This window comes from Metapseudomonas otitidis, from assembly GCF_900111835.1.
Classification (GTDB): domain Bacteria; phylum Pseudomonadota; class Gammaproteobacteria; order Pseudomonadales; family Pseudomonadaceae; genus Metapseudomonas; species Metapseudomonas otitidis.
The window spans coordinates 86168-112346 of the sequence record NZ_FOJP01000001.1 but is presented as its reverse complement, the minus strand read 5'-3'; the positions used below and the strand labels follow the sequence as shown (position 1 = coordinate 112346).

General features: G+C 68.7%; 30 protein-coding genes. 12 read left to right on the top strand and 18 right to left on the bottom strand.

Annotated elements, in window-relative coordinates:
• Window positions 1-5: 5 nt before the first annotated feature.
• From BM198_RS00550 to BM198_RS00535, 4 genes are all read right to left on the bottom strand, one after another.
• Window positions 6-344 carry a hypothetical protein gene (locus BM198_RS00550; protein WP_044400880.1) on the bottom strand — a complete coding sequence of 113 codons (339 nt, stop codon included), beginning with the start codon at window positions 342-344 and terminating at the stop codon, window positions 6-8.
• A gap of 88 nt (window positions 345-432) precedes the next feature.
• Window positions 433-1065 (bottom strand): LysE family transporter, encoded by a 633-nt coding sequence (locus BM198_RS00545; protein WP_044400877.1) that lies wholly within the window; start codon window positions 1063-1065, stop codon window positions 433-435.
• A gap of 80 nt (window positions 1066-1145) precedes the next feature.
• Window positions 1146-1685 (bottom strand): mechanosensitive ion channel family protein, encoded by a 540-nt coding sequence (locus BM198_RS00540; protein WP_074967019.1) that lies wholly within the window; start codon window positions 1683-1685, stop codon window positions 1146-1148.
• Window positions 1685-3601, bottom strand: a complete 1917-nt coding sequence (locus tag BM198_RS00535; RefSeq protein WP_074967017.1) for an ATP-binding cassette domain-containing protein — start codon at window positions 3599-3601, stop codon at window positions 1685-1687. The genes BM198_RS00540 and BM198_RS00535 overlap by 1 nt, the downstream gene beginning before the upstream one ends.
• 50 nt (window positions 3602-3651) lie before the next feature.
• On the opposite strand from BM198_RS00535, the gene BM198_RS00530 reads away from it, so the two are divergent.
• Window positions 3652-4110 (top strand): TIGR02444 family protein, encoded by a 459-nt coding sequence (locus BM198_RS00530; protein WP_074967015.1) that lies wholly within the window; start codon window positions 3652-3654, stop codon window positions 4108-4110.
• On the opposite strand, the gene BM198_RS29295 is transcribed toward BM198_RS00530, so the two are convergent.
• Window positions 4107-5060: an AlgP family protein gene (locus BM198_RS29295; RefSeq protein WP_083422287.1), complete on the bottom strand. Its 954-nt coding sequence runs from the start codon at window positions 5058-5060 to the stop codon at window positions 4107-4109. The two genes, BM198_RS00530 and BM198_RS29295, sit on opposite strands and share 4 nt — an antisense overlap.
• A 128-nt stretch (window positions 5061-5188) precedes the next feature.
• Between BM198_RS29295 and BM198_RS00515 the strand changes: the two genes are divergently transcribed.
• Entirely contained in the window at window positions 5189-5830 is a 642-nt protein-coding gene (locus BM198_RS00515) for an FKBP-type peptidyl-prolyl cis-trans isomerase (protein WP_074967012.1), read from the top strand.
• Here BM198_RS00515 and BM198_RS00510 read toward each other — a convergent pair whose 3' ends face one another.
• Both BM198_RS00510 and BM198_RS00505 read right to left on the bottom strand, forming a co-directional pair.
• Window positions 5831-6295, bottom strand: coding sequence for an Rsd/AlgQ family anti-sigma factor (locus BM198_RS00510; protein WP_074967010.1), 465 nt, complete (start codon window positions 6293-6295; stop codon window positions 5831-5833).
• Between the two features lie 241 nt (window positions 6296-6536).
• Window positions 6537-7028: a disulfide bond formation protein B gene (locus BM198_RS00505; RefSeq protein WP_044400857.1), complete on the bottom strand. Its 492-nt coding sequence runs from the start codon at window positions 7026-7028 to the stop codon at window positions 6537-6539.
• Window positions 7029-7132: 104 nt separating this feature from the next.
• Between BM198_RS00505 and BM198_RS00500 the strand changes: the two genes are divergently transcribed.
• Window positions 7133-8218: a PQQ-dependent sugar dehydrogenase gene (locus BM198_RS00500; protein WP_074967008.1), complete on the top strand. Its 1086-nt coding sequence runs from the start codon at window positions 7133-7135 to the stop codon at window positions 8216-8218.
• Here the strand turns inward: BM198_RS00500 and BM198_RS00495 are convergent.
• The 6 genes from BM198_RS00495 to BM198_RS00470 form a co-directional block, all read right to left on the bottom strand.
• Window positions 8206-9438, bottom strand: coding sequence for a heme biosynthesis HemY N-terminal domain-containing protein (locus tag BM198_RS00495; RefSeq protein ID WP_074967006.1), 1233 nt, complete (start codon window positions 9436-9438; stop codon window positions 8206-8208). The two genes, BM198_RS00500 and BM198_RS00495, sit on opposite strands and share 13 nt — an antisense overlap.
• On the bottom strand, window positions 9435-10607 hold the full coding sequence (locus tag BM198_RS00490) for a uroporphyrinogen-III C-methyltransferase (protein ID WP_074967004.1): 1173 nt from the start codon (window positions 10605-10607) through the stop codon (window positions 9435-9437). Before BM198_RS00490 ends, BM198_RS00495 begins: the two co-directional genes overlap by 4 nt.
• 16 nt (window positions 10608-10623) lie before the next feature.
• Complete coding sequence (locus BM198_RS00485) at window positions 10624-11394, bottom strand: uroporphyrinogen-III synthase (RefSeq protein WP_074967002.1); 771 nt, start codon at window positions 11392-11394, stop codon at window positions 10624-10626.
• The gene (gene hemC, locus BM198_RS00480) at window positions 11391-12329 is read right to left on the bottom strand and encodes a hydroxymethylbilane synthase (RefSeq protein ID WP_074967000.1); all 939 of its coding nucleotides are present in this window, start codon (window positions 12327-12329) and stop codon (window positions 11391-11393) included. Before hemC ends, BM198_RS00485 begins: the two co-directional genes overlap by 4 nt.
• A 91-nt stretch (window positions 12330-12420) precedes the next feature.
• Complete coding sequence (locus BM198_RS00475) at window positions 12421-13167, bottom strand: LytR/AlgR family response regulator transcription factor (RefSeq protein WP_044400839.1); 747 nt, start codon at window positions 13165-13167, stop codon at window positions 12421-12423.
• The gene (locus tag BM198_RS00470; RefSeq protein WP_044400836.1) at window positions 13164-14243 is read right to left on the bottom strand and encodes a sensor histidine kinase; all 1080 of its coding nucleotides are present in this window, start codon (window positions 14241-14243) and stop codon (window positions 13164-13166) included. The genes BM198_RS00475 and BM198_RS00470 overlap by 4 nt, the downstream gene beginning before the upstream one ends.
• Window positions 14244-14468: 225 nt before the next feature.
• On the opposite strand from BM198_RS00470, the gene argH reads away from it, so the two are divergent.
• A complete protein-coding gene (argH, locus tag BM198_RS00465; protein ID WP_074966997.1) occupies window positions 14469-15863 on the top strand; it encodes an argininosuccinate lyase in 1395 nt (464 codons plus the stop codon).
• Between the two features lie 28 nt (window positions 15864-15891).
• Entirely contained in the window at window positions 15892-16488 is a 597-nt protein-coding gene (locus BM198_RS00460; protein WP_074966995.1) for a P-loop NTPase family protein, read from the top strand.
• Here the strand turns inward: BM198_RS00460 and BM198_RS00455 are convergent.
• A complete protein-coding gene (locus BM198_RS00455; protein ID WP_074966993.1) occupies window positions 16466-17131 on the bottom strand; it encodes a glutathione S-transferase family protein in 666 nt (221 codons plus the stop codon). The genes BM198_RS00460 and BM198_RS00455 overlap by 23 nt on opposite strands.
• A gap of 144 nt (window positions 17132-17275) precedes the next feature.
• On the opposite strand from BM198_RS00455, the gene BM198_RS00450 reads away from it, so the two are divergent.
• The 4 genes from BM198_RS00450 (at window position 17276) to BM198_RS00435 (ending at window position 21644) form a co-directional block, all read left to right on the top strand.
• Window positions 17276-17551, top strand: a complete 276-nt coding sequence (locus tag BM198_RS00450) for a hypothetical protein (protein ID WP_044400827.1) — start codon at window positions 17276-17278, stop codon at window positions 17549-17551.
• Window positions 17552-17619: 68 nt separating this feature from the next.
• On the top strand, window positions 17620-18390 hold the full coding sequence (locus tag BM198_RS00445; protein WP_074966991.1) for a substrate-binding periplasmic protein: 771 nt from the start codon (window positions 17620-17622) through the stop codon (window positions 18388-18390).
• A gap of 67 nt (window positions 18391-18457) precedes the next feature.
• Window positions 18458-18712, top strand: coding sequence for a TIGR02647 family protein (locus BM198_RS00440; RefSeq protein WP_044400821.1), 255 nt, complete (start codon window positions 18458-18460; stop codon window positions 18710-18712).
• Between the two features lie 85 nt (window positions 18713-18797).
• Window positions 18798-21644, top strand: coding sequence for a class I adenylate cyclase (locus BM198_RS00435; RefSeq protein WP_074966989.1), 2847 nt, complete (start codon window positions 18798-18800; stop codon window positions 21642-21644).
• A gap of 18 nt (window positions 21645-21662) precedes the next feature.
• Here the strand turns inward: BM198_RS00435 and rnk are convergent, their stop codons facing one another.
• From rnk to BM198_RS00415, 4 genes are all read right to left on the bottom strand, one after another.
• Entirely contained in the window at window positions 21663-22070 is a 408-nt protein-coding gene (rnk, locus tag BM198_RS00430; RefSeq protein ID WP_074966986.1) for a nucleoside diphosphate kinase regulator, read from the bottom strand.
• A gap of 147 nt (window positions 22071-22217) precedes the next feature.
• A complete protein-coding gene (locus tag BM198_RS00425; RefSeq protein WP_044400811.1) occupies window positions 22218-22421 on the bottom strand; it encodes a DUF1289 domain-containing protein in 204 nt (67 codons plus the stop codon).
• Window positions 22402-22734 (bottom strand): iron donor protein CyaY, encoded by a 333-nt coding sequence (gene cyaY, locus BM198_RS00420; RefSeq protein ID WP_044400810.1) that lies wholly within the window; start codon window positions 22732-22734, stop codon window positions 22402-22404. The genes BM198_RS00425 and cyaY overlap by 20 nt, the downstream gene beginning before the upstream one ends.
• A gap of 39 nt (window positions 22735-22773) precedes the next feature.
• Complete coding sequence (locus BM198_RS00415; protein ID WP_074966984.1) at window positions 22774-23811, bottom strand: AraC family transcriptional regulator; 1038 nt, start codon at window positions 23809-23811, stop codon at window positions 22774-22776.
• A 150-nt stretch (window positions 23812-23961) separates the two neighbouring features.
• Between BM198_RS00415 and lptM the strand changes: the two genes are divergently transcribed.
• Genes lptM through dapF form a run of 3 tightly spaced genes read left to right on the top strand, consistent with a single transcriptional unit; the run spans window position 23962 to window position 26179 of the window.
• The gene (gene lptM / locus BM198_RS00410; protein ID WP_074966982.1) at window positions 23962-24087 is read left to right on the top strand and encodes an LPS translocon maturation chaperone LptM; all 126 of its coding nucleotides are present in this window, start codon (window positions 23962-23964) and stop codon (window positions 24085-24087) included.
• A gap of 9 nt (window positions 24088-24096) precedes the next feature.
• On the top strand, window positions 24097-25344 hold the full coding sequence (gene lysA / locus BM198_RS00405) for a diaminopimelate decarboxylase (RefSeq protein ID WP_044400800.1): 1248 nt from the start codon (window positions 24097-24099) through the stop codon (window positions 25342-25344).
• 4 nt (window positions 25345-25348) lie between these two features.
• Window positions 25349-26179 carry a diaminopimelate epimerase gene (dapF, locus tag BM198_RS00400; protein ID WP_044400797.1) on the top strand — a complete coding sequence of 277 codons (831 nt, stop codon included), beginning with the start codon at window positions 25349-25351 and terminating at the stop codon, window positions 26177-26179.

The following is a 26179-nucleotide window of genomic DNA, read 5'->3' as shown; positions in this document are numbered from 1 at the left end:
TTCCCTCAGACCCGGTAGAACGCCTGGCAGCACTCGCGCAGGGCGTTGGAGAGGCTGTCGTCCTCCAGTTCGATCAGGTCCAGTTCCAGCTCATCCGGCAGCATCTGCGCCACCAGCGTCGCCAGGCGCCGACGGCCGCCCAGGTCGGAGCCCGTCACGCCCAGCAGCAGGCGCGGCTCGGGGCCGATGGCGGGGTCGCGCAGGGCGGCCAGGTAGGCCTCGGTCAAGCCCATGTCACGGCAGGCGGCATGCAGCGCACGCTCCAGCGGCGGGTGGCTGACGGGGGCGATGGCGAGGTCGGGGGAGTCGCCGTAGACCCCGGCGTGGGTATGGGATGGCGGCATGCCGGTGCTCCGCAAAAGAAGACCGGCAGCCTATTGGCCGGGCGCCGCGCTGTCGCGGCGCCGGGTCACGCTTGGGGCATCGACTGCATCACGCCGGGGCGCGGCGCACGGTGGCCAGCAGGGCGGCAGCGCCGACGAACAGTGCAGCGAAGGTGCGGTTCATGGTGCGCTGCTGGGCCGGGGAGCGCAGCAGGCGCAGCACCTTGGCAGCCAGGCCGGTGTAGCCGGCCATGACGATCAGGTCGACGGTGATCATGGTCGCGCCCATCACCAGGTACTGCGGCAGCAGCGGGGCGTGGGGATCGATGAACTGCGGCAGCACGGCGAGCATGAAGACGATCGCCTTGGGGTTGCTCACGTTCACCAGAAAGCCGCGCAGCACCATGGTCAGCGGCCGCCCGAGAGGACGCTCGCCGGCACCGGCGTCGAGGTCACTGGGCAGCGCGCGCCACTGGCGGTAGGCCAGGTAGGCGAGGTAGGCCACGCCGAACCACTTGATCAGGCCGAAGGCCATGGCCGAGGTGGCGAGGATGGCGCCCACGCCAGCAGCGACGATGGCGATCTGCAGCGCCAGGCCCAGTTGCAGGCCGATGGCGTTCCAGTAGCCACGCAGGAAGCCGTATTGCAGGCCGGAGGACATGGACGCGATGGCGCCCGCGCCAGGAGACAGGCTGATCACCCAGCAGGCGACCAGAAATGCGAGCCAGGTGTGTAGAGCCATGGCAGGACCTCGGGAATTTCAGGGTTGGGGTCAGGCAGCCTACTCCGCAGCGGGTTCGCTGCACAGCCCCCGGCCGGCGCTCAGCGCCAGCGGCGCACGGCTTTCTGGAAGAACAGGCTGTTGGGCACCTGGATGAGCGCGCCAGCGGCCCCTTCGGTGACGTCCTGCAGGGTGGTGTAGAAGAGGTTGATGGCCACCACGCGGCCCTTCACGCCGGGCTTGTCGGCGCTCTCCACCACCTCCACCGTGTCGCCCAGGCGGAACGGCCCGAGGGAGAAGATCAGCACCGCGCAGAACATGTTGGAGAGCACGCTCCAGATGGCGAAGAACGCCACCGCTGCCACGGCGGTGAAGCCGGTGATGGCCGTCCACAGCACCTCGGCGGACACCCCCAGGCGTTCCAGCACCAACATGAAGGCGCTGCCCAGGATCATCCAGCGCAGCAGGCCGCGCAGCGGCAGCAGCAACTCCTGGGGCAGCTGCGGGTAGCGATTGCCCAGGCGGGTGATGCCCCGCGTCACCAGGCGCTGGACCAGCCAGGCGAGGAACAGGATGAGCAGCACCTGTGCGCTGCGGATCAGCGGCTCGCTCCAGGCGGCCAGCAGGTCGAGCTCGTCCATCAGTCGGCGGCCTCCAGTTGGGCCTGCAGCGACTCGAGGTGCTCCAGGGCTTCCAGCCACTGTTCTTCCAGCTCGGCCTCGCGGGCCTTCAGGCGGGCCTGTTCGGCCAGGGCCTCACGTAGCTCGTCCTTGCGCGCCGATTCGTAGAGGCCGGCGTCGCCCAGGCGGGTTTCCACCTCGACCAGTTGCTCGTGGACCTTGCCCAGATCCTTCTCCAGCTTCTCGGCCTGCTTCTTGAACGGCGCCAGTTGCTGACGCAGGGCGGCGGCGGCCTGGCGCTGGGCGCGCTTGTCGGTGCCGGCGCCATTGGGAGCCGAGGGAGCGCTGCTGGCCGGCGCCTGGCGGGCACGGTAGTCGACGAGCCAGCGGGCGTAGTCGTCGAGGTCGCCATCGAAGGGCTGGATGCGGCCGTCGGCCACCAGCAGGAACTCGTCGGTGGTGCTCTTGAGCAGATGGCGATCGTGGGAGACCACCAGCACCGCGCCGGCGAACTCCTGCAGGGCCATGGTCAGCGCCAGGCGCATCTCCAGGTCCAGGTGGTTGGTGGGTTCGTCGAGCAGCAGCAGGTTGGGCTTCTGCCAGGCGATCAGCGCCAGGGCCAGGCGCGCCTTCTCGCCACCGGAGAAGTTCAGCACCGGCTCGTCGCAGCGGTCGCCGCGGAAGTCGAAGCCGCCGAGGAAATCGCGCAGGGTCTGCTCGCGCTCGGCCGGGGCGATGCGCTGCAGGTGCAGCAACGGGCTGGCCTTGGGATCGAGGGAGTCCAGCTGGTGCTGGGCGAAGTAGCCGATGGCGAGGTTCTCGCCGCGGGCCAGGCGTCCGGCCACAGGCGCCAGCTCACCGGAAAGGGTCTTGATCAGGGTGGACTTGCCCGCGCCGTTGGGGCCGAGCAGGCCGATGCGCGCGCCGGGAACGAGCTGCAGTTTGACCTGCTGCAGCACCACCTTGTCGCCGTAGCCGAGCTGGCCTTCGGACACGTCCAGCAGCGGGCTGGAGATCTTGTCCGCCTCGCGGAAGACGAAATCGAAGGGCGAATCGACGTGGGCGGGCGCCAGTTCCTCCAGGCGCTCCAGGGCCTTGATCCGGCTCTGCGCCTGGCGGGCCTTGGTGGCCTGGGCCTTGAAGCGGGCGATGTACTTCTCCATGTGCGCACGCTGGGCCTGCTGCTTCTCGTAGGCCTGTTGCTGCTGCGCCAGGCGCTCGGCGCGGGTGCGCTCGAAGGCCGAGTAGCCGCCGCGGTAGAGGGTCAGCTTCTGCTGCTCCAGATGGGCGACGTTGTCCACCACGGCATCGAGGAAGTCGCGGTCGTGGGAGATCAGCAGCAGGGTGCCGGGGTAGCCCTTGAGCCACTCCTCCAGCCAGAGGATGGCGTCGAGGTCCAGGTGGTTGGTGGGCTCGTCGAGCAACAGCAGCTCGGACGGGCACATCAGCGCCTGGGCCAGGTTCAGGCGCATCCGCCAGCCACCGGAGAAGTCGCCGACGCGGCGGTCCATCTGCTCGGCGGTGAAGCCCAGGCCGGCCAGCAGCTTGCGGGCGCGGGCATCGGCAGTGTAGCCGTCGGCGCTGTCCAGCTCGATGTGCAGGCGGGCGATGGCGGTGCCGTCATGGCCGGCCTCGGCGGCGGCCAGTTCGGCCTGTACGCGGCGCAGGTGCACGTCGCCGTCGAGGACGTAGTCCACCGCCAGGCGGTCGAGGGTATCCACCTCCTGGCGCATGTGGGCGATGCGCCAGTCGGCCGGCACGAAGCAATCGCCGGCGTCGGGGCCGAGCTCGCCGCGCAGCAGGGCGAAGAGGCTGGATTTGCCGGCACCGTTGGCGCCGATGAGGCCGACCTTCTGGCCGGTGTGCAGGGTCAGTTCGGCGCCTTCGAGCAGGCGCTGGGGACCACGCTGTAGAGTGAGGTTCTGGAGTCGGATCATAATGGCGGCGGAGTTTATCAGCTTCATTCCGCCACCGCCCGGTACACGCCATGCCCCCCGATCTATGGAATTTCGCCCTGCAACTCTACGCCCGGCCCGGCGTCGAGGCGGCCTGCCTGGCGCTTCAGGAAGAGGGCGCGGACGTCTGCCTGTTGCTGGCCGCCCGTTGGCTGGAGGCGCGCGGCGTCACCTGCACGCCCGAGCGCTGCGACGCCCTGCGCAATCTGGCGGAACCCTGGCAGCGAGACGTGGTGACGCCCCTGCGGCGCCTGCGCCAGGACTGGCGAGACGGTGCGCAACAGGATGGGGAACGGGCGGCCCTGCGGCAGCGGTTGAAGGACCTGGAGCTGGACGCGGAGCGGGCATTGCTGGCGCGCCTGGAGCAGGCTGCCGCGCATTGGCCGGTAGGCCAGGACGAGCAGGACGGTTGGCTGGAGGCCTTGGCGGGGGATGCCGGGAAGGCCTGCGACGCGCTGGATCGACTGCGCGCCGCAGGCCGGACGCCTTAGGCGGACGGCGTCGCCGGAGCGGCGGACTCGGGGGCCGCAGCAGGAGCAGCCGGAGCCGCGGCGGGTGCAGCCGGCGTGGCCGGCTTGGCGGCAGGAGCCTTGGCTACAGCCTTGGGCTTGGCAGCGGGTTTGGCGGCCGGCTTGGCGGCGGGTTTCGCAGCAGCAGGCTTGGCCGCAGCGGGCTTGGCAGCAGCCGGTTTCGCGGCGGTTGCCTTGGCCGGGGCCTTGGCGGCCGGTGCTTTGGCTGCCGCTGGTTTGGCGGCAGGCTTGGCAGCTGCTGCAGCCGGCTTGGCCGGGGCGGCCTTGCTGGCAGCCGGTTTGGCAGCGGCAGGCTTGCTGGCCGGTTTGGCGGCCGGTTTGCTCGCGGCCTTGGCCGGCGCCTTCGCGGCAGGCTTGGCAGCGGGTTTCGCGGCGGCCTTGCTGGCGGCGGGTTTGGCCGCAGCCGGCTTCGCGGCCTTGGCGGGCGCGGCCTTGCTCACGGCGGGCTTGGCAGCCGGTTTGGCGGCGGCAGGTTTGGCAGCGGCCTTGGTGGCCGGCTTGGCCTTGGCTTCACGGGCGGCGAGGGCCTTGTTGGCGGCTTCCTTCACCTTGCCGACACCCTGGGCCAGCTTGAGGCTTTCCTGGGCATCACGCTTGAGCTCGATGATGTAGGCACGGGTCTCGGCCTGGCGGGCCTTGAGGGCTTCGAGCAGCTCCTCCAGTTCGGCGATGGCGTCCTTCGCCTTGGCCTGGGCCTTGGCCTTGCCGGCCTTGGCGGCGTCCTGCAGCTTGGTGCGGGCGCCGTGGAGTTTCTCCTGGGCCTTGCCGCGCTGCTTCTCCAGTTTGGTCAGCAGTTTCTCGGCATCGACCAACGCCTGGCTGCAGGCGTTCTCGAGGTGTTCGATCAGGCTGTGGGACAGTTGCTGGAGCAGGTGCAGCGGGGTGCTAACGGGCTTCTTCTTGGCCGACATGGCGCGCCTCCGGGCGGTCGATGGTGCGGCCCATACTAGACCCCGATTCAACGCGTCGCTAGCTCCCTGCCGCGCACCGGTTCACGGCGCTGGCATAATCGCAGCCCCTGCCTTCCGGAGTGTTTTCCATGCGCCGTCTCGCCCTGTTGCCCCTGTGCCTGCTGCTGGGTGCCGCGCATGCGGCGGACGACCAGAAGGACCTTGCCTACAGCATGGGCGCGAAGATCGGCGAGCGTCTGCGCGCCGAGGCGCCGGGGCTGCCGCTGGACGAGCTGCTGCGCGGGCTTTCGCGGACCTACAAGGGCGAGAAGCCCGAGCTGGACCCGGCACGCATGGAGAAGCTCCTGGAACACCACGAAGCGAGCCTGGAGCAGGCGGGCTCGAGTACGAAGCGGGCGCAGACGGCAGAGAAGTATTTCCTGGCCCTGGAGCGGGGCAAGTACGGCGTGAAGGAGTTGCCCGGCGGCATCCTGGTGACCGAGCTGCGCCACGGCAGCGGCCCGAAGCCTTCGGCCAACGGCCAGGTGCGGGTGGCCTATCGCGGCCAGCTGGCCGATGGCAGCGTGTTCGACGAGAGCAGCACGCCGCAGTGGTTCCGCCTGGACAGCGTCATCGCGGGGTGGCAGGAAGCCCTGCAGCAGATGCCGGTGGGCGCACGCTGGCGGCTGGTGATTCCTTCGGAGAAGGCCTATGGAGCGGAGGGCGCCGGGGATGTGATCCCACCCCATGCGCCCCTGGTGTTCGAGCTGGAGCTGCTCGAAACGAAGTGATCAGGCGAGCTGGATCGCCTGGCCCTGGTGGGCGGTGTGCAGCACCTCGATGAGGCAGTCCTCCAGGTCGAAGCGCTCGTGCAGCAGTTGCCCCAGGCGTTTCAGCTCGGTCTTGAAGCAGATCTCGCGGTTCTCGCTGCCGTCGCAGCAGTCGTTGAAGCCGAGCGCGGCCTCGGTGATGGCCTCGATGCGCGGGTAGATCTGCTTGGCCAGTTCCAGGCCGCGCTGATCTCCAAAGGCCCGCGCCTCATTCATCAGTTGCTCGTAGACCTCGAAGTGGCCGGCCGAGACGTAGTCCACCAGCACTTCGCAGAAGCCTTGCAGTGCCTCGGGCGATGGCACCTCGGGGCTGTGGTCCAGGCGGGTGAAGACGCCGATGAGTTCCTGGCGTTCCTGCAACCAGCGGTCGATCAACTGGTGTACGCCACCCCAGCGTTCCTGGGCGTTCTTGCAGCTCTCGAGCATGATGACCTCGCGTCCCTAACCATTGATGCTGTCGTCTGCGCCGAGACGGTTTTTTGTCGATCGGGGCATGTGAAGGGAGACGGGACATGGAAGCGGCAGCTTTCCGACGTCACGTGCGGGCCAGAGTATGCCGCTGCCGAAATGCCTTCAAGGCACCCGGCGGGAAAATTTCATACAGGCGTTTGATCGTCGGGCCGCGCCATATCTGGCCTGCTGGGGCCAGGCATGGCGGGAAGGGGAGTCAGGCGCGGCGCAGCAGCTGGTACAGCGAGAAGAGGATGCAACCGGCGAAGGCCAGCAGGCTCCACTCGGGGATGCTCATGCCGAACAGCGTCCAGGTGACCTCGGCGCAATCGGCGGTGCCATGGAGCATCAGCTTGACGATCTCCTGGAACGGCAGCGCCTCCATCATGAACTCCAGGCTCGGCAGGCAGGCCGGCAGCTGGTCGGCCGGAACACCCTGCAGCCAGACCTGGCGCCCGGCGGTGGCGGCACCACCGGCGGCGAACAGCAGCGCCAGCACCGAGTAGACGCGACGGCCCTTGACCTGCGGGTTGTGCAGCGCCGCCGCCAGGCAGGCGATGCCGAACAGGATGATGAAGATGCGCTGGACGATGCACAGCGGGCAGGGCTCCAGCCCCTCCACGTGCTCCAGGTAGAGGGCACCGGCCATCACGGCGACGCAGGCGAGGAAGGCGGCGAAGAAAAGCGGACGCGGGCTGGCCAGGCTCATGGCGGCTCCCAGGGAAATGAAAGGCCGTTACGGTAGAGGAAGGGCCTTGGCCTTTCAAGACGACGGGCTAGTCTGCAGCGGGTACCCATCCGGAGAAGAACGCCATGCGTCGGTTGATCCCGCTCCTGCTGCTCGCCCCGCTGCTGGCCGAGGCCCGGCTGCCCCTGGAACAGATCCGGCTGCCGCCGGGTTTTCGCATCGAGGTGCTCAGCGACCAGGTGCCCAACGCCCGGGAAATGGCCTGGGGCGCGGACGGCACCCTGTTCGTTGGCAGCAACGCCGCCGGCAACGTCTATGCGGTGGACCCGGGCAACGGTCGCGCACGCATCATCGCCAAGGGCCTACAGATGCCCGTGGGCGTCGCCTTCCACCAGGGCGACCTCTATGTGTCGGCGGTCAGCCGCATCCTCCGCCTGCGCGACATCGAGTCGCGGCTGGACGCGCCACCCAGCCCCGAGCAGGTCGGCCCGGACTTCCCCACGGAGACCCACCATGGTTGGAAGTTCATCGCCTTCGGCCCCGACGGCAAGCTGTACGTGCCGGTGGGCGCGCCCTGCAACGTCTGCGAGCGCGACCCGGACCTGTACGCCGCCCTGCACCGCATGAACCCCGACGGCAGCGGGCTGGAACGGGTGGCCCGGGGCATCCGCAACACCGTCGGCTTCGACTGGCACCCGAAGACCGGGGAACTGTGGTTCAGCGACAACGGCCGCGACCTGATGGGGGACGACGTGCCGGACTGCGAACTCAACCGGATCAGCACCACCAACCCGCATTTCGGTTTCCCCTACTGCCACGCCGGCACGGTGGCCGACCCGCAATTCGGCGGGCGGGCCTGCAGCGAATTCGTGCCGCCAGTGGCCAGGCTCGGACCCCATGTGGCCCCGCTGGGCCTGCGCTTCTACACGGGCACGCAGTTCCCGGCGGCATACCGAGACAACCTGTTCATCGCCGAGCACGGCTCATGGAACCGCAGCCAGAAGATCGGCTACCGCATCAAGCGCGTGGAACTGAATGGGGACGGCAGCCTGAAACGCCAGAGCGTGTTCGCCGAAGGCTGGCTGCAGGGGCAGCAGGCCTGGGGCCGGCCTGCCGATGTGCTGGTGGCCCCGGACGGGTCGCTGCTGGTGAGCGACGACCAGGCCGGGGCGATCTACCGCATTCGCTACGAGGCCGATCAGGCGCGCTGATCGGCGGGTTGCGGCAGGCGGGGCAGGCGCTCCGCCAGGCCCTCCTGGAACAGCTGGTTGCTGCGCTCCAGCTCGCCCATGTGCGCCAGCAGGCGTGCCAGCTCGCCACACAGTTCCGGCTCGCGGCCGAAGCTCAGGCCCGTCTCAAAGTAGTCGCGGGCCTTGCCCCACAGGCTGTTCTGCAGGCTCAGGCGGCCCAGGGTGAGGAACAGCACCGGATCGCCCGGCTGCTCCTTGAGGAAGCCCTCGGCGGTCTGCAGCTGGCGCGCCGGGTCAGCCCCGCGCAGGCGGCCGTAGAAGCGCACCAGCTCGCGGTCGTAGCCGCGCTTGAGGGCGATGCGCACGGCTTCCTCGGCTTCGGGCTCGGCGCCCAGGTGGCGCAGCTGCTCGGCAAAGGCCAGCACCAGGCGCGGTTCGGCACGCTGGGCGGCAGACAGGTGCTGCCAGGCCTGGATCAGGGGATTGAGGGCGTTCTCGCCCTCGTTCAAGCCGGCCTGCCCGGCATGCATCAGGCGCTCGCTCCAGGCATTCAGTTCCAGCTGGGCGATCTCAGACTCCGGCAGGGCCTTGTTCTTGCGCAGCTCCGGAACGAGCCCCACCAGGGCCGCCAGGTCGCCGCGCTGGCGCTGCAGCTGGACCAGCTGACGCAGCACCTGGTGGTGCTTGGGGTGGTGCTCGTGCATGGCCTTGAGGGTGTCGAGCGCGCCATTCAGGTCGCCACGCTCCTGCTGCAGCTCGGCATGGGCCAGGGCGATGGCCAGTTCGGCCTGGGGCTGGCGCTCCAGGGCCCGCTCCAGCAGTTGGTCGCTCTCTTCGTACTGGCCGATGCGGTTGGCCGCGCGGGCCGCGCCCAGGTAGAACATCAGCGGTTGCGGGTCCGCCTCGGCGGCGCGGCGCAGGTGGCGCAGCGCACGGGCCCAGCGGCCTTCAGCCAGGTCGAGCAGCCCCTGCTCCGAGGCCAGGCGCACGCGGCGCCGGGCATTGCGTCGCGACCAGGGGTTGATCACCCCGCCGGAGACGAAGATCAGGCTCAGCACCAGGCGCACGCCCCACACCAGCAGCGCGAGCACGGCCACCAGGGCGAGGAAGGCCCAGAGGCTGGATTCATAGCGGAAGCCCTTGTAGGCGAACAACACGTAGCCGGGGTGCTGGACCACAGCGACGCCCACCAGGGCGACCGCAGCGGCCACCAGCAGAAGGATCAGGACGATGCGTCTCATTGGCCCTGGCCCTCCGCTGCCGGCGTGTCTTCGAGGTCCTGGCCGGCGGCCGGCTCAGCCTGCGCCGGGGCCTTGGCCTGGCCCTTGGGCTCGGCGATGCGCTGGCCACGGGCGAGGTAGGCCTGGACGGCCTCCAGGGCCGGGGCCAGGTCCGGCGTGCTGACTTCGACCGGCTGCTCGGCGAGCTCGCCAAGGCGGGCCATGAGGGCTCGGCTCTCGGGGTTCTCGTCGTTGAACTGGGTGTCCAGCACGTCCCGAGCCTGCTTCAGCGACTGCTGGTAGACCTGGGTCTGGCCGTGCAGCGCCGCCCACTGAGCCTGCTCCAGGGCCAGGGAGAGGGCCAGGCGGACCTGGGACAGGCCCTGGCCGCTGAGCAGCGGCTTGATGTTCTGGTCGGCATCGAACTGGATGCGGAAGTAGTGGGAGAGCTTCTCCAGCCACTCACCCCACCAGCTGCCGCCGTCGCCTTCGGCGGCCATGTTACGGAGCACGCCGCCCTTGTCCTCGAAGGCCGGGGCCAGGGGCTGCAGGCTGGCCGCCTGCTCGCGCAGGGCGCCGAGCTGGAGGAACAGGCCGGTGCGGTCCGGCTGCGGGGTGGTGCGCAGGGCTTCGAGGCTGCGGGAAAGCTGCTCGCGGGCGCCGAAGGCGGCCGGGTCGTCCTGCTCGCGGAGGATGTCGTCGGCGGCTTCCACCAGGGCCTTGGCACTGGTGATGTCCTGCAGGGCGGAGAGGCGCAGGCTGGCCAGGCGCAGCAGGTGCTCGGCCTCGGCCAGGCGCCAGTCCTTGCGGCTGGCGCCGAGGACGCTTTCCACCCGCTGGCTCAGGCGCTGCTGGTCGTTCTGCAGGTTGGCCAGCAGGCGGCGACGCTCGTCCAGCTCCTCGGGGGTCGGCAGGCGGTCGATGCGCTCGGCCAGGCGCTTGTCGCTCTGTTCCAGGCTCTGGGCGCGTCCCTGGGCGTCCTGCACCAGGCTTTGCTGCTGCTGGTCACGGGCCTCGATGGCGTGCAGTTGCCAGAGGCTCCAGCCGCCGACACCGGCACCGGCGGCGCCGATGAGCAGGGCGAGAAGGGCAAGGCCGTTGCCTCGCGCGGCGGGCTTGCCGGTGGGGGGCACGACGGCCTCGGAAGCCGGGGATTGCTGCTCGGGTTTCACCAGGTCTGCTTCGCTCACGTATCCATCCTTTGCATCAGGGGGCCGGGGCTGGTTGGTTCTCCAGTGCCGCCAAAAGAGCCGCGGCGCTGGCACCGCGGCAATCCACAACATCAAGCGCCCCGGCGTCCCGGGCCGACTGGGCCACTCGGGGGCTGGGAACGAACAAGGGTAGACGGGCCAGGTGCGGCCAGGCGTCGGCCGCCAGCTCCAGCAAGTGCTGGAGGCCCTGCCCACTGCTGACCACCAGGCCGTTCAGGCGTTCCGCCTGGATGAGGCGCGGCAGGGCGCCTTCCGGGTAGGCCGGCAAACGGCGGCGGTAGAGTTCCAGATAGTCCACCGAGGCGCCTTGGCCGCGCAAACGCTCGCCCAGGAATTCTCGGCCACCCTCGCCACGCATGATCAATACACGGGGCGCCGGGCCGGCGAGCACCTCGGTGAAACGGGGCAGGGCCAGCAGGGCTTCGCTGTCGTCGCCGTCGGTTGGCCAGTGCACGTCGAGCCCACGCTCGGCCAGCACCTGGCCGGTGGCGGCGCCGACGCTGAACCACACCGGGCCGGCAGGCGGCTGCGGCCAATGGCGGTCCATGCGGGCCAGCCCGAGGCGCGCGGCCGGCTTGCTGACCACGACGATGGCGTTGTAACGGTCGAGTTCGAGGAGGGACTGGCTTTGCCCGGGGGCTTCGTCCAGCGGCTCGATCTCCAGCAGCGGGAGGCAGGCGCTGTGCACACCCCGGTCGGCCAGCAGGGCGGCCAGGGCTTCACTGTCGTCGCGAGGACGGGTGATCAGCAGGCGCCAGCCTGTCACGGATGGCCTGCCTCGCCATAGACCGCCTTGAGGATGGTTTCCGCGCCCTGGCCGAGCAGGTCTTCGGCCACGCGCACGCCCAGTTGCTCGGCCTCATCCGCCGGCGCGCGGGACTCGGCACGCAGCAGCTGGCCGCCATCGGGCTGGCCCACCAGGCCACGCAGCCAGAGCTGGTCGCCCTCGAGCACGGCGTAGCAGGCGATGGGCACCTGGCAACCGCCGTTGAGGCGCTTGTTGAGGGCGCGCTCGGCGCTCACCCTTACGGCGGTGTCGCGGTGGTGCAGCGGGGCGAGCAGGGCGTGCACTTCGGCATCGGCGGTGCGGCACTCGATGCCCACGGCACCCTGGCCGCCAGCGGGCAGGCTGTCGTCGACGCTGATGGAGGAGCGGATGCGGTCCTCGAAGCCCAGGCGGATCAGGCCGGCGGCAGCGAGGATGATGGCGTCGTACTCGCCGGCATCCAGCTTGGCCAGGCGGGTGTTGACGTTGCCGCGCAGGAAGTGGATGCGCAGGTCCGGGCGACGGGCCAGCAGCTGGGCCTGGCGGCGCAGGCTGGAAGTGCCGACGATGCTGCCGGCGGGCAGGGCATCGAGGCTGTCGAAACGGTTGGAGACGAAGGCGTCGCGGGGGTCTTCGCGCTCGCAGATGCAGAACAGGCCCAGGCCTTCGGGGAAGTCCATCGGCACGTCCTTCATGGAGTGCACGGCGATGTCAGCCTCGTTCTCCAGCAGGGCGGTTTCCAGCTCCTTCACGAACAGGCCCTTGCCACCGATCTTCGCCAGCGGCGCGTCGAGCAGCTTGTCGCCCCGGCTGACCATGGGCACCAGGCTGACGCGCAGGCCGGGATGGGCCTGTTCCAGGGCGGACTTGACGTATTCGGCCTGCCACAGGGCCAGGGCACTCTTGCGGGTGGCAATGCGGATTTCGCGGGGCATGTAGGAGTTCCGGAAGCGAGACTGCCCGGCATGATAACAGGCCACGCACGACCGGCGCGCGAGGCAAGGCTCGCGCGCCGGCGGCGGTTGGTCAGAGGTTGTGCATCAGCTTGCGCACACCCGCCACATGGCGACGGCTGACGGTGAGCGCGTCACCATTGAGCCCCTTGAGGTAGAGCTGGAAGTGTCCGAGCGGGGTGCGCTGGAGCCGCTCGATGCGCTCGCGGGCCACCAGGGCGTTGCGGTGGATGCGCACGAAGCGGTCGCCGAACTCGTCCTCCAGCGCCTTGAGCGGCTCGTCCAGCAGCACCTCGCCCTGCTCGTGGCGCAGGGTCACGTACTTGTGGTCGGCGATGAAGTAGATCACCTGGTCCAGCGGGATCAGCTCGATGCCCTTGCGGGTCCGCGCGCTGATGTGGGAGCGCGGCCCCACGCCACTTTCCGCAGCCGGGCGGGTGAGGGCAGCCAGTTGCACCCGATTGGGCCGTTCGGCCTTCTTCAGTGCATCGGCCAGGGCCTCGGGCCGGACGGGTTTGACCAGGTAGCCCACGGCGCTGACCTGGAAGGCATCCAGGGCGAACTCGTCATGGGCGGTGCAGAAGATCACGGCCGGCGGTGCCTCTTTCTCGCACAGTCGCGCGGCGACCTGCAGGCCATCGAGCCCGGGCATGCGGATGTCGAGCAACACGACATCCGGCTTCAGGCTGTCGATCAGGGTGAGAGCCTCCTCGCCATTGGTGGCGGCGGGCTCCAGGACTCGGTAGCCATCGAGCTCTCCGACCAGGCGGCTGAGGCGCTCTCGGGCAAGTGGTTCGTCATCGACGATCAGGACATTCATATTGCTCGGGCTTCCTGCGTGAGTCTCGCACAAGGATAGCGTAGACAGGTGAAGTGGCGACCGTCACGGCGCTCCACGCTGAGACTGGCTCCGGGGCCGAAAAGTGCCGTGAGTCGGGCATCAATGTTGGTCAGTGCCTGATGGGTTCCGCGCGAAGGCCGGTTTTCCGCCCCTTCATCGAAGGGATTGCTCACGCGGAGCAGGAACACCCCATCCTGGTACTCGGCTTCGACCCGCACCAGCCCACCCTCGATCCGCGGCTGGATGCCATAGATCAGGGCATTTTCCAGCAGCGGCTGCAGTGTGAGTTGCGGAATCGGCAAATCATCAGGCACATCGTCAACCTGCCACTCCAACTGTAGCCGTTCTCCGAGACGATATTGCTCGATCGAGAGATAGCGCCTGGCCAGTTCCAGCTCATCGCTCCAGCGCACCAGGGTGCCGGGCTTGGCCAGGCTGGCACGGAACAGGTCGGAGAGGTCCAGCACCGCCTGTTCCGCCTTCACCGGGTCGATGGCGACCAGGCTGGCGATGCTGTTGAGGCTGTTGAAGAGGAAGTGCGGGCGGATGCGCGCCTGCAGGGATTCGATGCGCGCCTTCAGTTCGGCCTGCTGCTGACGCCGCCACTGGCTCTGCAGGTAGAAGTAGCGCAGCACCAGGGTCGACATGATCAGGCTGATGAGCCCGTGGCGCAGGTAGAGGTTCACCTCCCCAGCCCTTGGCAGCGGCCCACCGAGTTCGTAGTAGTCCGCCACGGCGGTGCAGGCCAGGGTCAGCCCCACCACGAGGAGCGAGCAGGCGATACCGGCGGTGGCCGGGCTCAGCCGGGCGAGGAATGGCCGCAGGCGGCACAGCAACGCCGCCGACAGCAGGACGATCCACTGCACGAACAACGAGGTCAGCGCCAGGCGGATCCAGTTGAAGTCCGGCACCAGCGGTTCGGCGAGCACCAGCACCAGCACCAGCAGCTCCGCCAGCAGCACCAGGCCGAGCAGGGCCTCCGGCTGGCAGAGCTCCGGCAGGAAGAAGTCGTCATCGGGGGCGGCTGTGCGGCCCTGGGCAGGGGATCGTGGCATCCGGGCAGTGTTACCGGGCGGCGCATGGCCAGCAAGCCGGCACACACTCGCCGGGCGAAATCGATCACCGAAACGCCGACACGACTGCAAATCTGTGAAGCACCCGACACTCCCCGGCCGGTCGGCCGTGCCATCGGGGCACGCCGGTTTTGCCGGCAAGGCTGCTATCATCGCCCCCCATCACGGCCCTCGGCCTTCCTTCACCGCCAGCTATCGAGCCCAGTCATGAGCACCGACAAGACCAACCAGTCCTGGGGCGGCCGCTTCAGCGAGCCCGTCGACGCCTTCGTCGCCCGCTTCACCGCCTCCGTCGACTTCGACAAGCGCCTCTACCGCCACGACATCATGGGCTCCATCGCCCACGCCACCATGCTGGCCGAGGCTGGCGTGCTGACCGTCGAAGAGCGCGATGCCATCGAGCAGGGGCTGAAGGAAATCCAGGCCGAGATCGAGGCCGGCACCTTCGAATGGCGCGTCGACCTGGAAGACGTGCACATGAACATCGAGGCCCGGCTGACCGACCGCATCGGCATCACCGGCAAGAAGCTGCACACCGGCCGCTCGCGCAACGACCAGGTGGCCACCGACATCCGCCTGTGGCTGCGTGACGAGATCGACCTGATCCTCGCCGAGCTGACCCGCCTGCAAGAGGGCCTGCTGGGCCTGGCGGAAGCCGAGGCGGACACCATCATGCCCGGCTTCACCCACCTGCAGACTGCCCAGCCGGTCACCTTCGGCCACCACCTGCTGGCCTGGTTCGAGATGCTCAGCCGCGACCACGAGCGCCTGGTGGACTGCCGCAAGCGAGTCAACCGCATGCCCCTGGGCAGCGCCGCCCTGGCTGGCACCACCTACCCGATCCAGCGCGAAGTCACCTGCCGCCTGCTGGGCTTCGAAGCCATCTCCGGCAACTCCCTGGACGGCGTCTCCGACCGTGACTTCGCCATCGAATTCTGCGCCGCCGCCTCCCTGGCGATGATGCACCTGTCGCGCTTCTCCGAAGAGCTGGTGCTCTGGACCAGCGCCCAGTTCCAGTTCATCGACCTGCCTGATCGCTTCTGCACCGGCTCCTCGATCATGCCGCAGAAGAAGAATCCCGACGTGCCCGAGCTGGTGCGCGGCAAGTCCGGTCGAGTGTTCGGCCACCTGGCTGGCCTGCTGACCCTGATGAAGGGCCAGCCGCTGGCCTACAACAAGGACAACCAGGAGGACAAGGAACCGCTGTTCGATGCCGCCGACACCCTGCGCGACTCGCTCCGCGCCTTCGCCGACATGGTCCCGGCCATTAAGCCCAAGCGCGAGGTCATGCGCGAAGCGGCCCGTCGCGGCTTCTCCACCGCCACCGATCTGGCCGACTACCTGGTGCGCAAGGGCCTGCCCTTCCGCGACTGCCACGAGATCGTCGGCCATGCCGTGAAGTACGGCGTCAAGTCCGGCAAGGACCTGGCCGAAATGAGCCTCGACGAACTGCGCCGTTTCAGCGACCAGATCGGCGACGACGTATTCGCCGTACTGACCCTGGAAGGCTCGGTCAACGCCCGCGACCACATCGGCGGCACCGCCCCGAACCAGGTCCGCGCCGCCGTTGCCCGTGGCCGCCAGCTGCTGGCCAGCCGCTGAGATACAACCAAGACGGCAAGGACGCCTCATGCAATCCGCAACACCCTCCAACTGGCCGGGCTCGCTCGGCCAGCGCATCTCCATCGTCGGTGGCTCGGGCGCAGGCAAAACCTACCTGGCAAAGCTGCTCAGCCAGCGTCTGGGTCTGCCGCATATCGAGCAGGACGCCATATTCCACCAACCAGGCTGGCAGCCACTGCCACGCGATGAGTTTCGCGAGCGAGTCACACAGGCGCTAGCCGAGCCACGCTGGGTAGTGGAAGGCAGCTACTCGGCCACCCGGCCGTTGATACTTGCGCGTGCCGAGACGGTGATCTGGCTCGACTTGCCGCGGACGCTGGTGATGTATCAGATCGTCACCCGTACCCTGGGCCGCCTACTGACGCGCAAGACACTCTGGAACGGCAACCGGGAACGGTTGCGCAACGTGATTTCCTTAGACCCGAGTCGCTCCATCATCCTGTGGTCCTGGACACGCCATGGCCTTTATCGGGAGCGGGTCCTTGCCGAGCAGCAGGATCCCGCCAACGCCGGTATTCATTACATCCGTATCAGGTCAAGGGCAGACCTGCACACGCTCCTCGGCAAGCTGCCCAGCTTTGTTACCCCTGGGTCCGCGCCTTGATCATTGCCAGGAACGCCGGCATGTCCTGCGCCTTGTCCTCGGCGATGCGCTGCACGTGGGGGTTCTGCGCCAGTTGCTGAAGCAGCGCGCGGGCGGCGGGCAGTTCGGCCAGGAAGTCGACGCCCATCACCTTGCGGCCCACCTCGTAGGCGAGGTCGACGCTGTAGAGGAAATACAGGTCCGCCAGGGTCAGCGTTTCGCCCGCCACGAAGGGCGCGAAGCGAGCATGACGCCCCAGCGTCGCGAAACCGGCGATCAGTTCGGCACGGGCCTTCTCGCGAATGGCCTCGGGCACCGCCACACCGAAGAACGCCTGCATGTGGCAGGTGCGTGCCGGCAGCTCGATGTACAGCTCGATTTCCCGGCACAGGGCGTGGACCACCGCACGGGCATACAGGTCGCCAGGCAGCAGCGGGTGCTCGGGGAAGCGTTCCTCCAGGTAGTCGAGGATGGCGCTGGTCTCGTTGATGAAACCGTGCTCGGTCTCCAGTACCGGCACCTTGCCGCGTGGGCTGCAGGCGAGGAAGGCCGGCTCCTGGCTGGCGTGAACCTTCACTTCCTCGAAGGGCAGGCCTTTTTCCAGCAGGGCCAGCTTGACCATGTTGTAGTAGTTGCTGACGCAGAATCCGTGGAGCTTGAGCATGGGGCCTCCTGGGCCAGTGCGTGGACCGGCCAGTTATAGCCGTGGCATGGGTGGCCTGCCAGTTGCATCGATCCGGTGAATGGACGGCGGCGACCTGCCGGCCGCCGTGGCACACTGCGCATCCGAACCGAACAGGAACCCGCCATGAGCGAACACGACGACAGCGAAGAAGCCTTCGCCGAGGAAACCCTGATCCAGGCCGTGGAGAACCAGATCGAGGCCGGCGAGCCCGCTGCAGCAAAGGCCACCTTCAACAAGCTGACCCTGGTGGGCTACGAGCGCGAGGAATGCCTGCAGATGATGGCCCTGGTGCTGGCCTGCGCCATCCAGCGCCTGGAGGCCGACCAGCCTTTCGACATGGCCTGGTATGAAAGCGCATTGCGGGCCCTGCCGGACCTGCCGGAGGAAGCACAGGATTGATCCAGGCCACGGCTTGCGCGGGCTGCCGCCGCTAGCATCACGCCCTCATCCCCCACAGGAGCCCCTGCATGGCCAAGCGTTCGGCGTGCCCGTTCCGGGGCCTTCTTCGCCTGGGCCTGCTCCTGTTGCTTGTGGCTGGCGGCCACGTGGCAAAGGCGGAGCCGCTGCAAGTGGGCGCCGAGGATGACTGGTACCCCTACACCGCTTGGCGGGACGGGCGCATCCAGGGCATGTCCGCCGACATCGTGCGGGCGGCATTCGCCGCCGTGGGCGAGGACGTGGAGCTAGTGCCCTATCCCTACGCACGCTGCATGCAACTGGCCCAGTCCGGACGCCTGGCCGCCTGCTTCAACACCGCGCCCAATGCCGAGATCGAGCGTGACTACCTGCTGCCCCGGCACCCGCTGTTCCGCGACGACATCCTGCTCTGGGCCCCCAGCTACCGCGCCACGCCGGTGACCGACCTCGGCCAGCTCGCCGGTCGGCGGGTCGCCGTGACGGTGGGCTACGAGTACGGCGAAACCTTCGACCGCCTGGCCGACGTGGTGCGCGTGACGGTGCGCAAGGACATCAGCGGCTTCCTGATGCTGCAGCACGACCGCGTCGACTACGTGGCCGCCTACCGCGGCACCACCGAGGCGCTGGTACGGGACAACCCCGAGCTGCGCGGGTTGTTCACCGCCGTCGCCACCCTGCACCAACCCGAGCTTTATCTGTCCTTCTCACGCCAGCATCCGGGGGCGCCGGCCCTGTTGCAGCGCTTCGACGAGGGCATGGCGATCATCCAGGGCAACGGCCGCTACCGCGCGATTCTGTCGCAGTGGGGCGTGGGCGGCTGAATCCGCATCTACACTCTCCGGGAGCCGGCCCGTCCGAAGGCCGGTACAGGACGACCAGGAGCCCCACATGACGTCGTACACCCCCGAATTGATCGCCGAGCTGGAACTGCTGACCCTGTTCAACCTGGACAACACCCAGGAAGGCCTCAAGGTCCACAACAACGCTGCCCCCAGCCTGATCGAGGCCGCCTTGCGCCTGCACCACAAGGGCCTGCTGACCCAGCCCGACGGCGGCTACCTCACCAGCCTCGGCCTGGACGCAGCCGAACACGCACAAGGCCTGCTGACCATCCTCACGACCGCACCCGCCCTTTCGAACTGACCCCGCGACGTCTCGCCCCGCACCGCCCCTGCCCGCCGGCATCGCCGGCTGGTAGGCTGTGCGCATTCTTCCGGCAGACGCTTCGATGACCCGCACCCAGGAAATCCGCCCCGACATCGACGACGGCATCGACCGCAAGGTCCTGACCCAGCTGCGCGCGCGCTTCCTGAAGGTCAACGCCGGTCGGCTCGAACGCGCCCTGCTCGGTCTCTCCAGCCGCCAGCAGATGGTGCTGCGCCTGCTGCCCCTGCTGTTCCACGTCAACCACCCGCTGTTGCCGGGCTACGTCTCGGGGCAGACCCCTGCCGGGGTCAGCGGCTACGAGCCGGACGACGACGTGCTCGCCGAAGCCCAGCGCCTGACCCGCTCGTTCGCCTACAAGGGCCGCCGCGGTTCGGCGCCGACACCGATCCAGGGCCTGTTCCTGATGGGCAGCCTGGGCACCGTGGCCCAGGCCGAGCAGAGCGACATGGACCTGTGGGTCTGCCACGACCCGGAGCTGCCGGCACCGGCCATCGCCGAGCTGCGCCGCAAGTGCGACCTGCTTGAAGCCTGGGCCGCGACCCTGGGCGCCGAGGCGCACTTCTTCCTGATCGACCCCCAGCGCTTCGTGGTGGGGGACCGCGAGACCCACCTCACCTCCGACGATTGCGGCACCACCCAGCACTACCTGCTGCTGGACGAGTTCTACCGCACCGCCATCTGGCTCGGCGGACGCACGCCGCTGTGGTGGCTGGTGCCGGTGTACGAGGAAGGGCGCTACGCCGACTACACCGCCAAGCTGCTGTCGCGTCGCTTCATCCGTGCCGAGGAAGTGCTGGACCTGGGGCACCTGTCGCACATCCCCGTGGGCGAGTTCGTCGGCGCCGGCATGTGGCAGCTGTTCAAGGGCATCGAGTCGCCCTACAAGTCGGTGCTCAAGCTGCTGCTGACCGAGGTCTACGCTAGCGAGCACCCGAAGGTGCAGTGCCTGTCGCTGCGCTTCAAGCAGGCGGTGTACGCCAACCACCTGGACCTGGACGAGCTCGACCCCTACATCGTGATCTACCGCCGGCTGGAGGAATACCTGCTGGCCCGGGGCGAGCGCGAGCGCCTGGAGCTGATCCGCCGCTGCCTCTACCTGAAGATCGACAAGAAGCTCAGCCGCCCGCCCCGCAACCGCGCCAAGAGCTGGCAGCGCCTGCTGTTCGAGCGCCTGACCCGTGAGTGGCGGTGGGATGACCGGCAACTGGCGCTGCTCGACAGCCGCAGCCAATGGAAGGTGCGCCAGGTGGGCACCGAGCGCCGGGCGCTGGTCAACGAGCTGACCTACAGCTACCGCTTCCTCTCCGAATTCGCCCGCGCCCAGCACGCCATCAGCTCGCTCAACAGCCGCGACCTGGGCGTGCTCGGCCGCCGCCTGTACGCCGCCTTCGAACGCAAGGCGGGCAAGGTGGAGTTCATCAACCCCGGCATCGCCCCGGACCTGGCCGAGGACACCCTCACCCTGGCCCAGAGCCCGAGCCCCGAGCGCGAAGGCGAGACCCTCTGGGCGCTCTACCCGGGTAGCCTCAACGCCCTCGAATGGCGCGACTTCGCCCCGATCAAGCGGGCCCGTGAACTGGTTGAACTGCTGGCCTGGTGTCACCGCAACGGGGTGATCGACGCCTCAACGCGCCTGTCCCTGCACCCGGGCGACAGCGACCTCACCGAGTACGAGCTGTCCAACCTGGTCAGCAGCCTGCAGCAGGGCTTCCCGCTGCCGCTGCCGATGGTGGACGAGGCCGCGCTGCTGCGGCCGAGCGTGCCGCGCCAGGTGCTGCTGCTGGTGAACGTGGGCATCGACCCGCTGAAGCAGCACAGCCAGATGAACCTGCACATGACCACCGAGCGCACCGATTCGCTCGGCTACGCCGGCTCGCGGGAGAACCTGGTGCTGACCCTCGACCAGGTGACCCTGAATAGCTGGAACGAGCTGCTGGTGACCCGCTACGACGGGCCCTACGCCCCGCTGGACTGCCTGCGCGAATTCCTCAACAGCGTGGACCCCGCTGCGCCACCGGACCTGCGGGTGCGCTGCTTCTGCCGCAACCGCGCGCAACCCATCGCCCAGCGGGTGGAGGATCTGTTCCTCGACACCCTCGCCCTGCTCGGCAACGGCCAGGTGACCCGCTACCTGCTGCAGGTGCAGCAGCAGTACCACGTGCTGGAACTGCTGCCGGGCCAGGTGGCCCACACCGCGCTGCCGGACATGCCGGCGCTGCTGGAACACCTGGGCGAGGACCTGCCGGCCTACAGCCCGTTGCAGCTGGATCGCTACGCCCTGGAGAACGAGGACCTGGCGCTGATCCTGCCGCTGGGGCGCCCGGGCTGCATCCAGGTGTTCTACCGCCAGGACGGCGAGATGGCGGAGCTCACGGTGCTCGACGAGCACAACGCCGTGTGGCGCCAGCGCCTGCCTTTCCGCGATCCGCAAAGCCTGCTGACGCCGCTGCAGCGCTTCCTGCAGTCGGTGCTCTACCGGCGCAACGCGCTGCTGCCGCTGGACCAACCGGCCCCGCAGAGCGGTCTTGAGGTTCTTTATTACGAGGTGCTGCCGTCGCCGCCCTTGCGCGCGCAGCAGGTGGAACGGCGGGTTGCGCCGCAGTCACCGGTGAGCCACCCGTTCTACGACGTGCAGGCGATCGTCGAGCCGCTGGACACGAACCGCGTCCACATCACGCTCTACTGCAACCACCGGGAGTTTTCCGAACTGGAATACGGCGGCGAGCTGTTCGCCGCCGTAGCGCGCCACATCCTCGCCCAGCGCAGCACCGCCGAGCGCTACCCCTGCTACATCACCGACCTGGACCTGTCGCGGGTCCTCGGCGAGGGGCATGCGCAGACGGTGCACTACCTGCGCTACAAGGCGGAGCTGGAACGGGAACTGAATCGGGCGCTGGGCCTGGCCTGAAGCCAGGCCCGGAGGGGCTCAACGGTCGTATTCGCCCGCGGCCTCGGGCTGGTACTCCACAGCCAGGAGCGTCAGCTTGAGGGTCTTGCCGCCGGGCACCGGCCAGTCGATGTCCTGCCCCACGGAGAGGCCGAGCAGCGCACTACCCACCGGCGCCAGCACCGACACCTTGCCTTCGCCACCGGCGTCCTGGGGGTAGACCAGGGTCAGGTGGTAGTCCTTGCCACTGGCATCCTCGCGGCAATGCACGCGGGAATTCATGGTCACCACGCCCGGCGGCACCTCGTCGTGGCCCACCACCTGGGCGCGGGCGAGCTCCCGCTCCAGCGCCTCGGCGCCGGGGCCGAACTCCTCCAGTTCATCGAGCAGACGCTCCAGTCGCTGAAGGTCGAGGCGGGTGATGATGATCGAGGGTTGAGTGGTCATGGCAAATCCGATACTCCGGTTCCTAGGCTCGAAAAAGCGAAAACCCCGCCCGAAGGCGGGGTTTCCAGATGCTGTTCAGGCCGTACGCCATGGCGACGGCCCGACCGACACTACGTCACCACGGAGGCTCTTGGCAAGACCATCCGGTCATGGCCGTCGCGCCGCGAGGCGCTGGGCGGCGTCGCGGCAAATCTGCCGGCGGCGGTCGTCGCTGGCTTCGCCCCACTGCAGAATCTCACTCAGGCTGCGCCCGCATCCGATGCAGATATCGGCGTCGTCCAGGCAGCAACGACGCACGCAGGGTGACGCGGGCCGGGGCTCGGGCGGCGGCTCAGAGCTCGTCGAACTCAAGGTCTTCGCCCGCCTGCTCGCGGGTCACGCGGGCGAGCAGTTCGCCCAGCGGCTCGTCGCTGGTGTCGCAGATCCAGCGTTGCGACTCCGCGTCGTAGTCGAAGTGGAAGCCGCCGGAGCGAGCCGCTACCCACAGCTGGCGCAGGGGCTCCTGGCGGCTGAGGATGACCTGGCTGCCGTTCTCGAAACGGATGGTGAGGACGCCCGCGCTGTTCTCCAGGTCCACGTCCAGGTCGCTGCCATCGAAGAGGTCCTCGACGGCCTCCTGGACTTCGTCGACCAGATCGTGGAAACGCGCTTCGCTCAAACTCATCGGATGTACCTCAGGAAAAATGGAAACGTGGGCGACCTTTCAGCGCCCGAGGTGGCGACGGTACTCGCCTGGGCTCTGCCCGGTCCAGCGGCGGAAGGCCCGCGCCAGGGAGCCGGCCTCGCTGAAGCCGACCAGGAAGGCGATGTCGGCCAGCTCCAGGGCCGGATCGCGCAGATAATGCAGCACCAGTTGCTGCCGCGTCTCGTCCACCAGTTGGCTGAAGGTCAGGTCCGCGTCACGCAGGCGCCGCTGCAGGGTGCGCGGGCTCAGACCCAGGTCGGCGGCCAGGTGTTCCAGGTCGGCGCCGTCCTCGGCCAGGCGCCCGGCCAGTGCCAGGCGCGCCCGGTCGAGCACGCTCTGGCCCTGGCGCAATTCCCCCAGCAGGCGGTCGGCGTAGGCATCGAGCATCTGCCGGACGTGTGAGTCGGCCTGGCCCAGGGGCGTGGCCAGCAGGCGGCGGGGGAACACCAGGGCGTTGTCGGGTTGGCCGAACAGCACCGGGCAGCGGAATACCCGACGGTGCTCGGCGTCGTCGGCAGGCGCGGGGTGCTGGAAGCGCACCTCGGTGGGCGGGATGTCGAGCCCGCTGATCCAGCGCCCGAAGGTGACCCAACCGGCCAGGGACTCCTCCGCCACCTGGTCGCGCAGCAGCGGCAGCGACGGCTCCCAGGCCAGCCGCACCAGGGGTTCCTGGTCGGCGCGCGGAGGCTCGTCGTCCAGTTCCACCTGGCCGAGGTTGCCCACCAGGGCGGCATAGCGCGCCTGGCGGTGGAGGGCGTCGGAAAGGGTCGGGCAACTCATCAGCAGGTAGCCAAGCACGCCGTAGTAACCGGGGCGCACCGCCTCGCCCAGGTGCAGTCCCAGGCGTGGATCGTCCAGCCGCGCCATGGCCTGGCCCAGGAGTTCGAGATAGGCACTGGCGGCGATGCGCTGTTCGCGCTGGGCGAGGATGGAAGGGGTCAGCTGGATGCCGGCAAGGAAGACCGCCGGCTCGATGCCGTGGCGCGCCACGTGGTCCACCAGGCCCTGGAGGTAGGCAACCGAAACCGAGCCGGCAAGGGGGGAAGAGGGGTCCATTCGGCCTCCGTTTTTGCCGCCCATCCTAGTGGCGCGAAAGCCCGTTTGGCTAGGCGCAGCGCCCGCCCGGCGGGTGTTTCGGCGCATAGGCAAGGCGATGGGTGGTCGGTATACTCCCGACCCAATTACGCATTGTTCAAGGATCTCGCCATGAAGCGGCTGCTCACCCCCATCGTTGCGCTCCTCGCTGTTGCCTGCCTGCTGGGCGGCTGTGGCCAGAAAGGCCCGCTGTACCTGCCTGACGACACCAAGTCCTCCTCCGAACACGCGCACTGAGGGGTCTAGATGGACGCTTTCACTTACCGCGACGGTGAGCTGTTCGCGGAAGGCGTGGCCTTGTCCGCCATCGCCTCGCGCTTCGGCACCCCCACCTACGTCTATTCCCGCGCGCACATCGAGGCGCAGTACCGCTCCTATGCCGATGCCCTGCAGGGCGTGCCGCACCTGGTCTGCTACGCGGTCAAGGCCAACTCCAACCTGGCGGTGCTGAACCTGCTGGCGCGCCTGGGCTCGGGCTTCGACATCGTCTCCAGCGGCGAGCTGGAGCGCGTGCTGGCCGCCGGTGGCTCGGCTGACCGCATCGTCTTCTCTGGCGTCGGCAAGAGCCGCGACGACATGCGCCGCGCACTGGAAGTGGGCGTGCACTGCTTCAACGTGGAGTCGGTGGACGAGCTGGAGCGCCTGCAGGTGGTCGCCGCCGAGATGGACGTGAAAGCGCCGATCTCCCTGCGGGTGAACCCCGACGTGGACGCTGGCACCCACCCGTACATCTCCACCGGCCTGAAGGAAAACAAGTTCGGCATCGCCATCGAACAGGCGGAGGCCGTCTACCTGCGCGCCGCCTCGCTGTCCAACCTGGACGTGATCGGCGTGGACTGCCACATCGGCTCCCAGCTGACCAGCCTGCCGCCCTTCCTCGACGCCCTCGACCGCCTGCTGGCACTGGTTGACCGCCTCGCCACCCAGGGCGTGCACATCCGCCACCTGGACCTCGGCGGAGGCCTCGGCGTGCGCTACAAGGACGAGCAGCCGCCCGTTGCCGGCGACTACATCAAGGCCGTGCGCGAGCGCATCGCCGGGCGTGACCTGGCGCTGGTGTTCGAGCCGGGCCGCTACATCGTCGCCAATGCCGGCGTGCTGCTGACCCAGGTGGAATACCTCAAGCACACCGAGCATAAGAACTTCGCCGTGATCGACGCGGCCATGAACGATCTGATCCGCCCGGCCCTGTACCAGGCCTGGATGGACGTGGTGCCGGTGCAGCCGCGCGACGGCGAGGCCCAGCGCTACGACCTGGTCGGCCCGATCTGCGAGACCGGCGACTTCCTCGCCAAGGACCGCGACCTGGCCCTGGCCGAGGGCGACCTGCTGGCCGTGCGCTCGGCCGGTGCCTACGGCTTCGTCATGAGCTCCAACTACAACACCCGCGGCCGTGCCGCCGAGGTGATGGTGGATGGGGAGCAGGCCTACGAAGTGCGTCGTCGCGAAACCCTCGAGGAACTCTACGCCGGCGAAAGCCTGCTTCCGGAGTAAGTCCATGCTGCTGCGTTTCACCAAGATGCACGGCCTGGGCAACGACTTCATGGTGCTCGACCTGGTCAGCCAGCACGCGCACATCCAGCCCAAGCACGCCAAGCAGTGGGGCGACCGCCACACCGGCATCGGCTTCGACCAGTTGCTGATCGTCGAGGCCCCCACCAACCCGGACGTGGATTTCCGCTACCGCATCTTCAACTCCGACGGCTCCGAGGTGGAGCAGTGCGGCAACGGCGCCCGCTGCTTCGCCCGCTTCGTGCTGGACAAGCGCCTGACCGTGAAGAAGCAGATCCGCGTCGAGACCAAGGCCGGCATCATCGAGCTGGATGTCCGCGCCGATGGCCAGGTCCGGGTCGACATGGGCCCGCCGCGCCTCGTGCCCCAGCAGATCCCCTTCGTCGCCGAGGCCGAGGCCCTGAGCTACCCGGTCGACGTGGACGGCCAGACCGTCCAGCTCGCCGCCGTGTCCATGGGCAACCCCCATGCCGTGCTGCGCGTCGAGGATGTGGACCGCGCCCCGGTCCACGAGCTGGGCCCGAAACTCGAACACCACCCGCGCTTCCCGCAGCGGGTCAACGTCGGCTTCCTGCAGGTCCAGGATCGCCACCAGGCCCGCCTGCGGGTCTGGGAGCGCGGTGCCGGGGAAACCCGCGCCTGTGGCACCGGCGCCTGTGCCGCGGCCGTCGCGGCCATTCGCCAGGGCTGGATGGACTCCCCCGTGCAGCTGGAGCTGCCGGGCGGCAAGCTGACCATCGAATGGGCCGGCCCCGGCCAGCCCGTGATGATGACCGGCCCGGCCGTACGCGTGTACGAAGGCCAGGTCCGCCTATGA

Excerpts from the sequence above, each read along its gene's own strand:
- BM198_RS00550 (WP_044400880.1), bottom strand. The coding sequence starts at position 344 with ATGCCGCCATCCCATACCCACGCCGGGGTCTACGGCGACTCCCCCGAC.
- BM198_RS00545 (WP_044400877.1), bottom strand. The coding sequence starts at position 1,065 with ATGGCTCTACACACCTGGCTCGCATTTCTGGTCGCCTGCTGGGTGATC.
- BM198_RS00540 (WP_074967019.1), bottom strand. The coding sequence starts at position 1,685 with ATGGACGAGCTCGACCTGCTGGCCGCCTGGAGCGAGCCGCTGATCCGC.
- BM198_RS00535 (WP_074967017.1), bottom strand. The coding sequence starts at position 3,601 with ATGATCCGACTCCAGAACCTCACTCTACAGCGTGGTCCCCAGCGCCTG.
- BM198_RS00530 (WP_074967015.1), top strand. The coding sequence starts at position 3,652 with ATGCCCCCCGATCTATGGAATTTCGCCCTGCAACTCTACGCCCGGCCC.
- BM198_RS29295 (WP_083422287.1), bottom strand. The coding sequence starts at position 5,060 with ATGTCGGCCAAGAAGAAGCCCGTTAGCACCCCGCTGCACCTGCTCCAG.
- BM198_RS00515 (WP_074967012.1), top strand. The coding sequence starts at position 5,189 with ATGCGCCGTCTCGCCCTGTTGCCCCTGTGCCTGCTGCTGGGTGCCGCG.
- BM198_RS00510 (WP_074967010.1), bottom strand. The coding sequence starts at position 6,295 with ATGCTCGAGAGCTGCAAGAACGCCCAGGAACGCTGGGGTGGCGTACAC.
- BM198_RS00505 (WP_044400857.1), bottom strand. The coding sequence starts at position 7,028 with ATGAGCCTGGCCAGCCCGCGTCCGCTTTTCTTCGCCGCCTTCCTCGCC.
- BM198_RS00500 (WP_074967008.1), top strand. The coding sequence starts at position 7,133 with ATGCGTCGGTTGATCCCGCTCCTGCTGCTCGCCCCGCTGCTGGCCGAG.
- BM198_RS00495 (WP_074967006.1), bottom strand. The coding sequence starts at position 9,438 with ATGAGACGCATCGTCCTGATCCTTCTGCTGGTGGCCGCTGCGGTCGCC.
- hemC (WP_074967000.1), bottom strand. The coding sequence starts at position 12,329 with ATGCCCCGCGAAATCCGCATTGCCACCCGCAAGAGTGCCCTGGCCCTG.
- BM198_RS00475 (WP_044400839.1), bottom strand. The coding sequence starts at position 13,167 with ATGAATGTCCTGATCGTCGATGACGAACCACTTGCCCGAGAGCGCCTC.
- BM198_RS00470 (WP_044400836.1), bottom strand. The coding sequence starts at position 14,243 with ATGCCACGATCCCCTGCCCAGGGCCGCACAGCCGCCCCCGATGACGAC.
- argH (WP_074966997.1), top strand. The coding sequence starts at position 14,469 with ATGAGCACCGACAAGACCAACCAGTCCTGGGGCGGCCGCTTCAGCGAG.
- BM198_RS00460 (WP_074966995.1), top strand. The coding sequence starts at position 15,892 with ATGCAATCCGCAACACCCTCCAACTGGCCGGGCTCGCTCGGCCAGCGC.
- BM198_RS00455 (WP_074966993.1), bottom strand. The coding sequence starts at position 17,131 with ATGCTCAAGCTCCACGGATTCTGCGTCAGCAACTACTACAACATGGTC.
- BM198_RS00450 (WP_044400827.1), top strand. The coding sequence starts at position 17,276 with ATGAGCGAACACGACGACAGCGAAGAAGCCTTCGCCGAGGAAACCCTG.
- BM198_RS00445 (WP_074966991.1), top strand. The coding sequence starts at position 17,620 with ATGGCCAAGCGTTCGGCGTGCCCGTTCCGGGGCCTTCTTCGCCTGGGC.
- BM198_RS00440 (WP_044400821.1), top strand. The coding sequence starts at position 18,458 with ATGACGTCGTACACCCCCGAATTGATCGCCGAGCTGGAACTGCTGACC.
- BM198_RS00435 (WP_074966989.1), top strand. The coding sequence starts at position 18,798 with ATGACCCGCACCCAGGAAATCCGCCCCGACATCGACGACGGCATCGAC.
- rnk (WP_074966986.1), bottom strand. The coding sequence starts at position 22,070 with ATGACCACTCAACCCTCGATCATCATCACCCGCCTCGACCTTCAGCGA.
- cyaY (WP_044400810.1), bottom strand. The coding sequence starts at position 22,734 with ATGAGTTTGAGCGAAGCGCGTTTCCACGATCTGGTCGACGAAGTCCAG.
- BM198_RS00415 (WP_074966984.1), bottom strand. The coding sequence starts at position 23,811 with ATGGACCCCTCTTCCCCCCTTGCCGGCTCGGTTTCGGTTGCCTACCTC.
- lptM (WP_074966982.1), top strand. The coding sequence starts at position 23,962 with ATGAAGCGGCTGCTCACCCCCATCGTTGCGCTCCTCGCTGTTGCCTGC.
- lysA (WP_044400800.1), top strand. The coding sequence starts at position 24,097 with ATGGACGCTTTCACTTACCGCGACGGTGAGCTGTTCGCGGAAGGCGTG.
- dapF (WP_044400797.1), top strand. The coding sequence starts at position 25,349 with ATGCTGCTGCGTTTCACCAAGATGCACGGCCTGGGCAACGACTTCATG.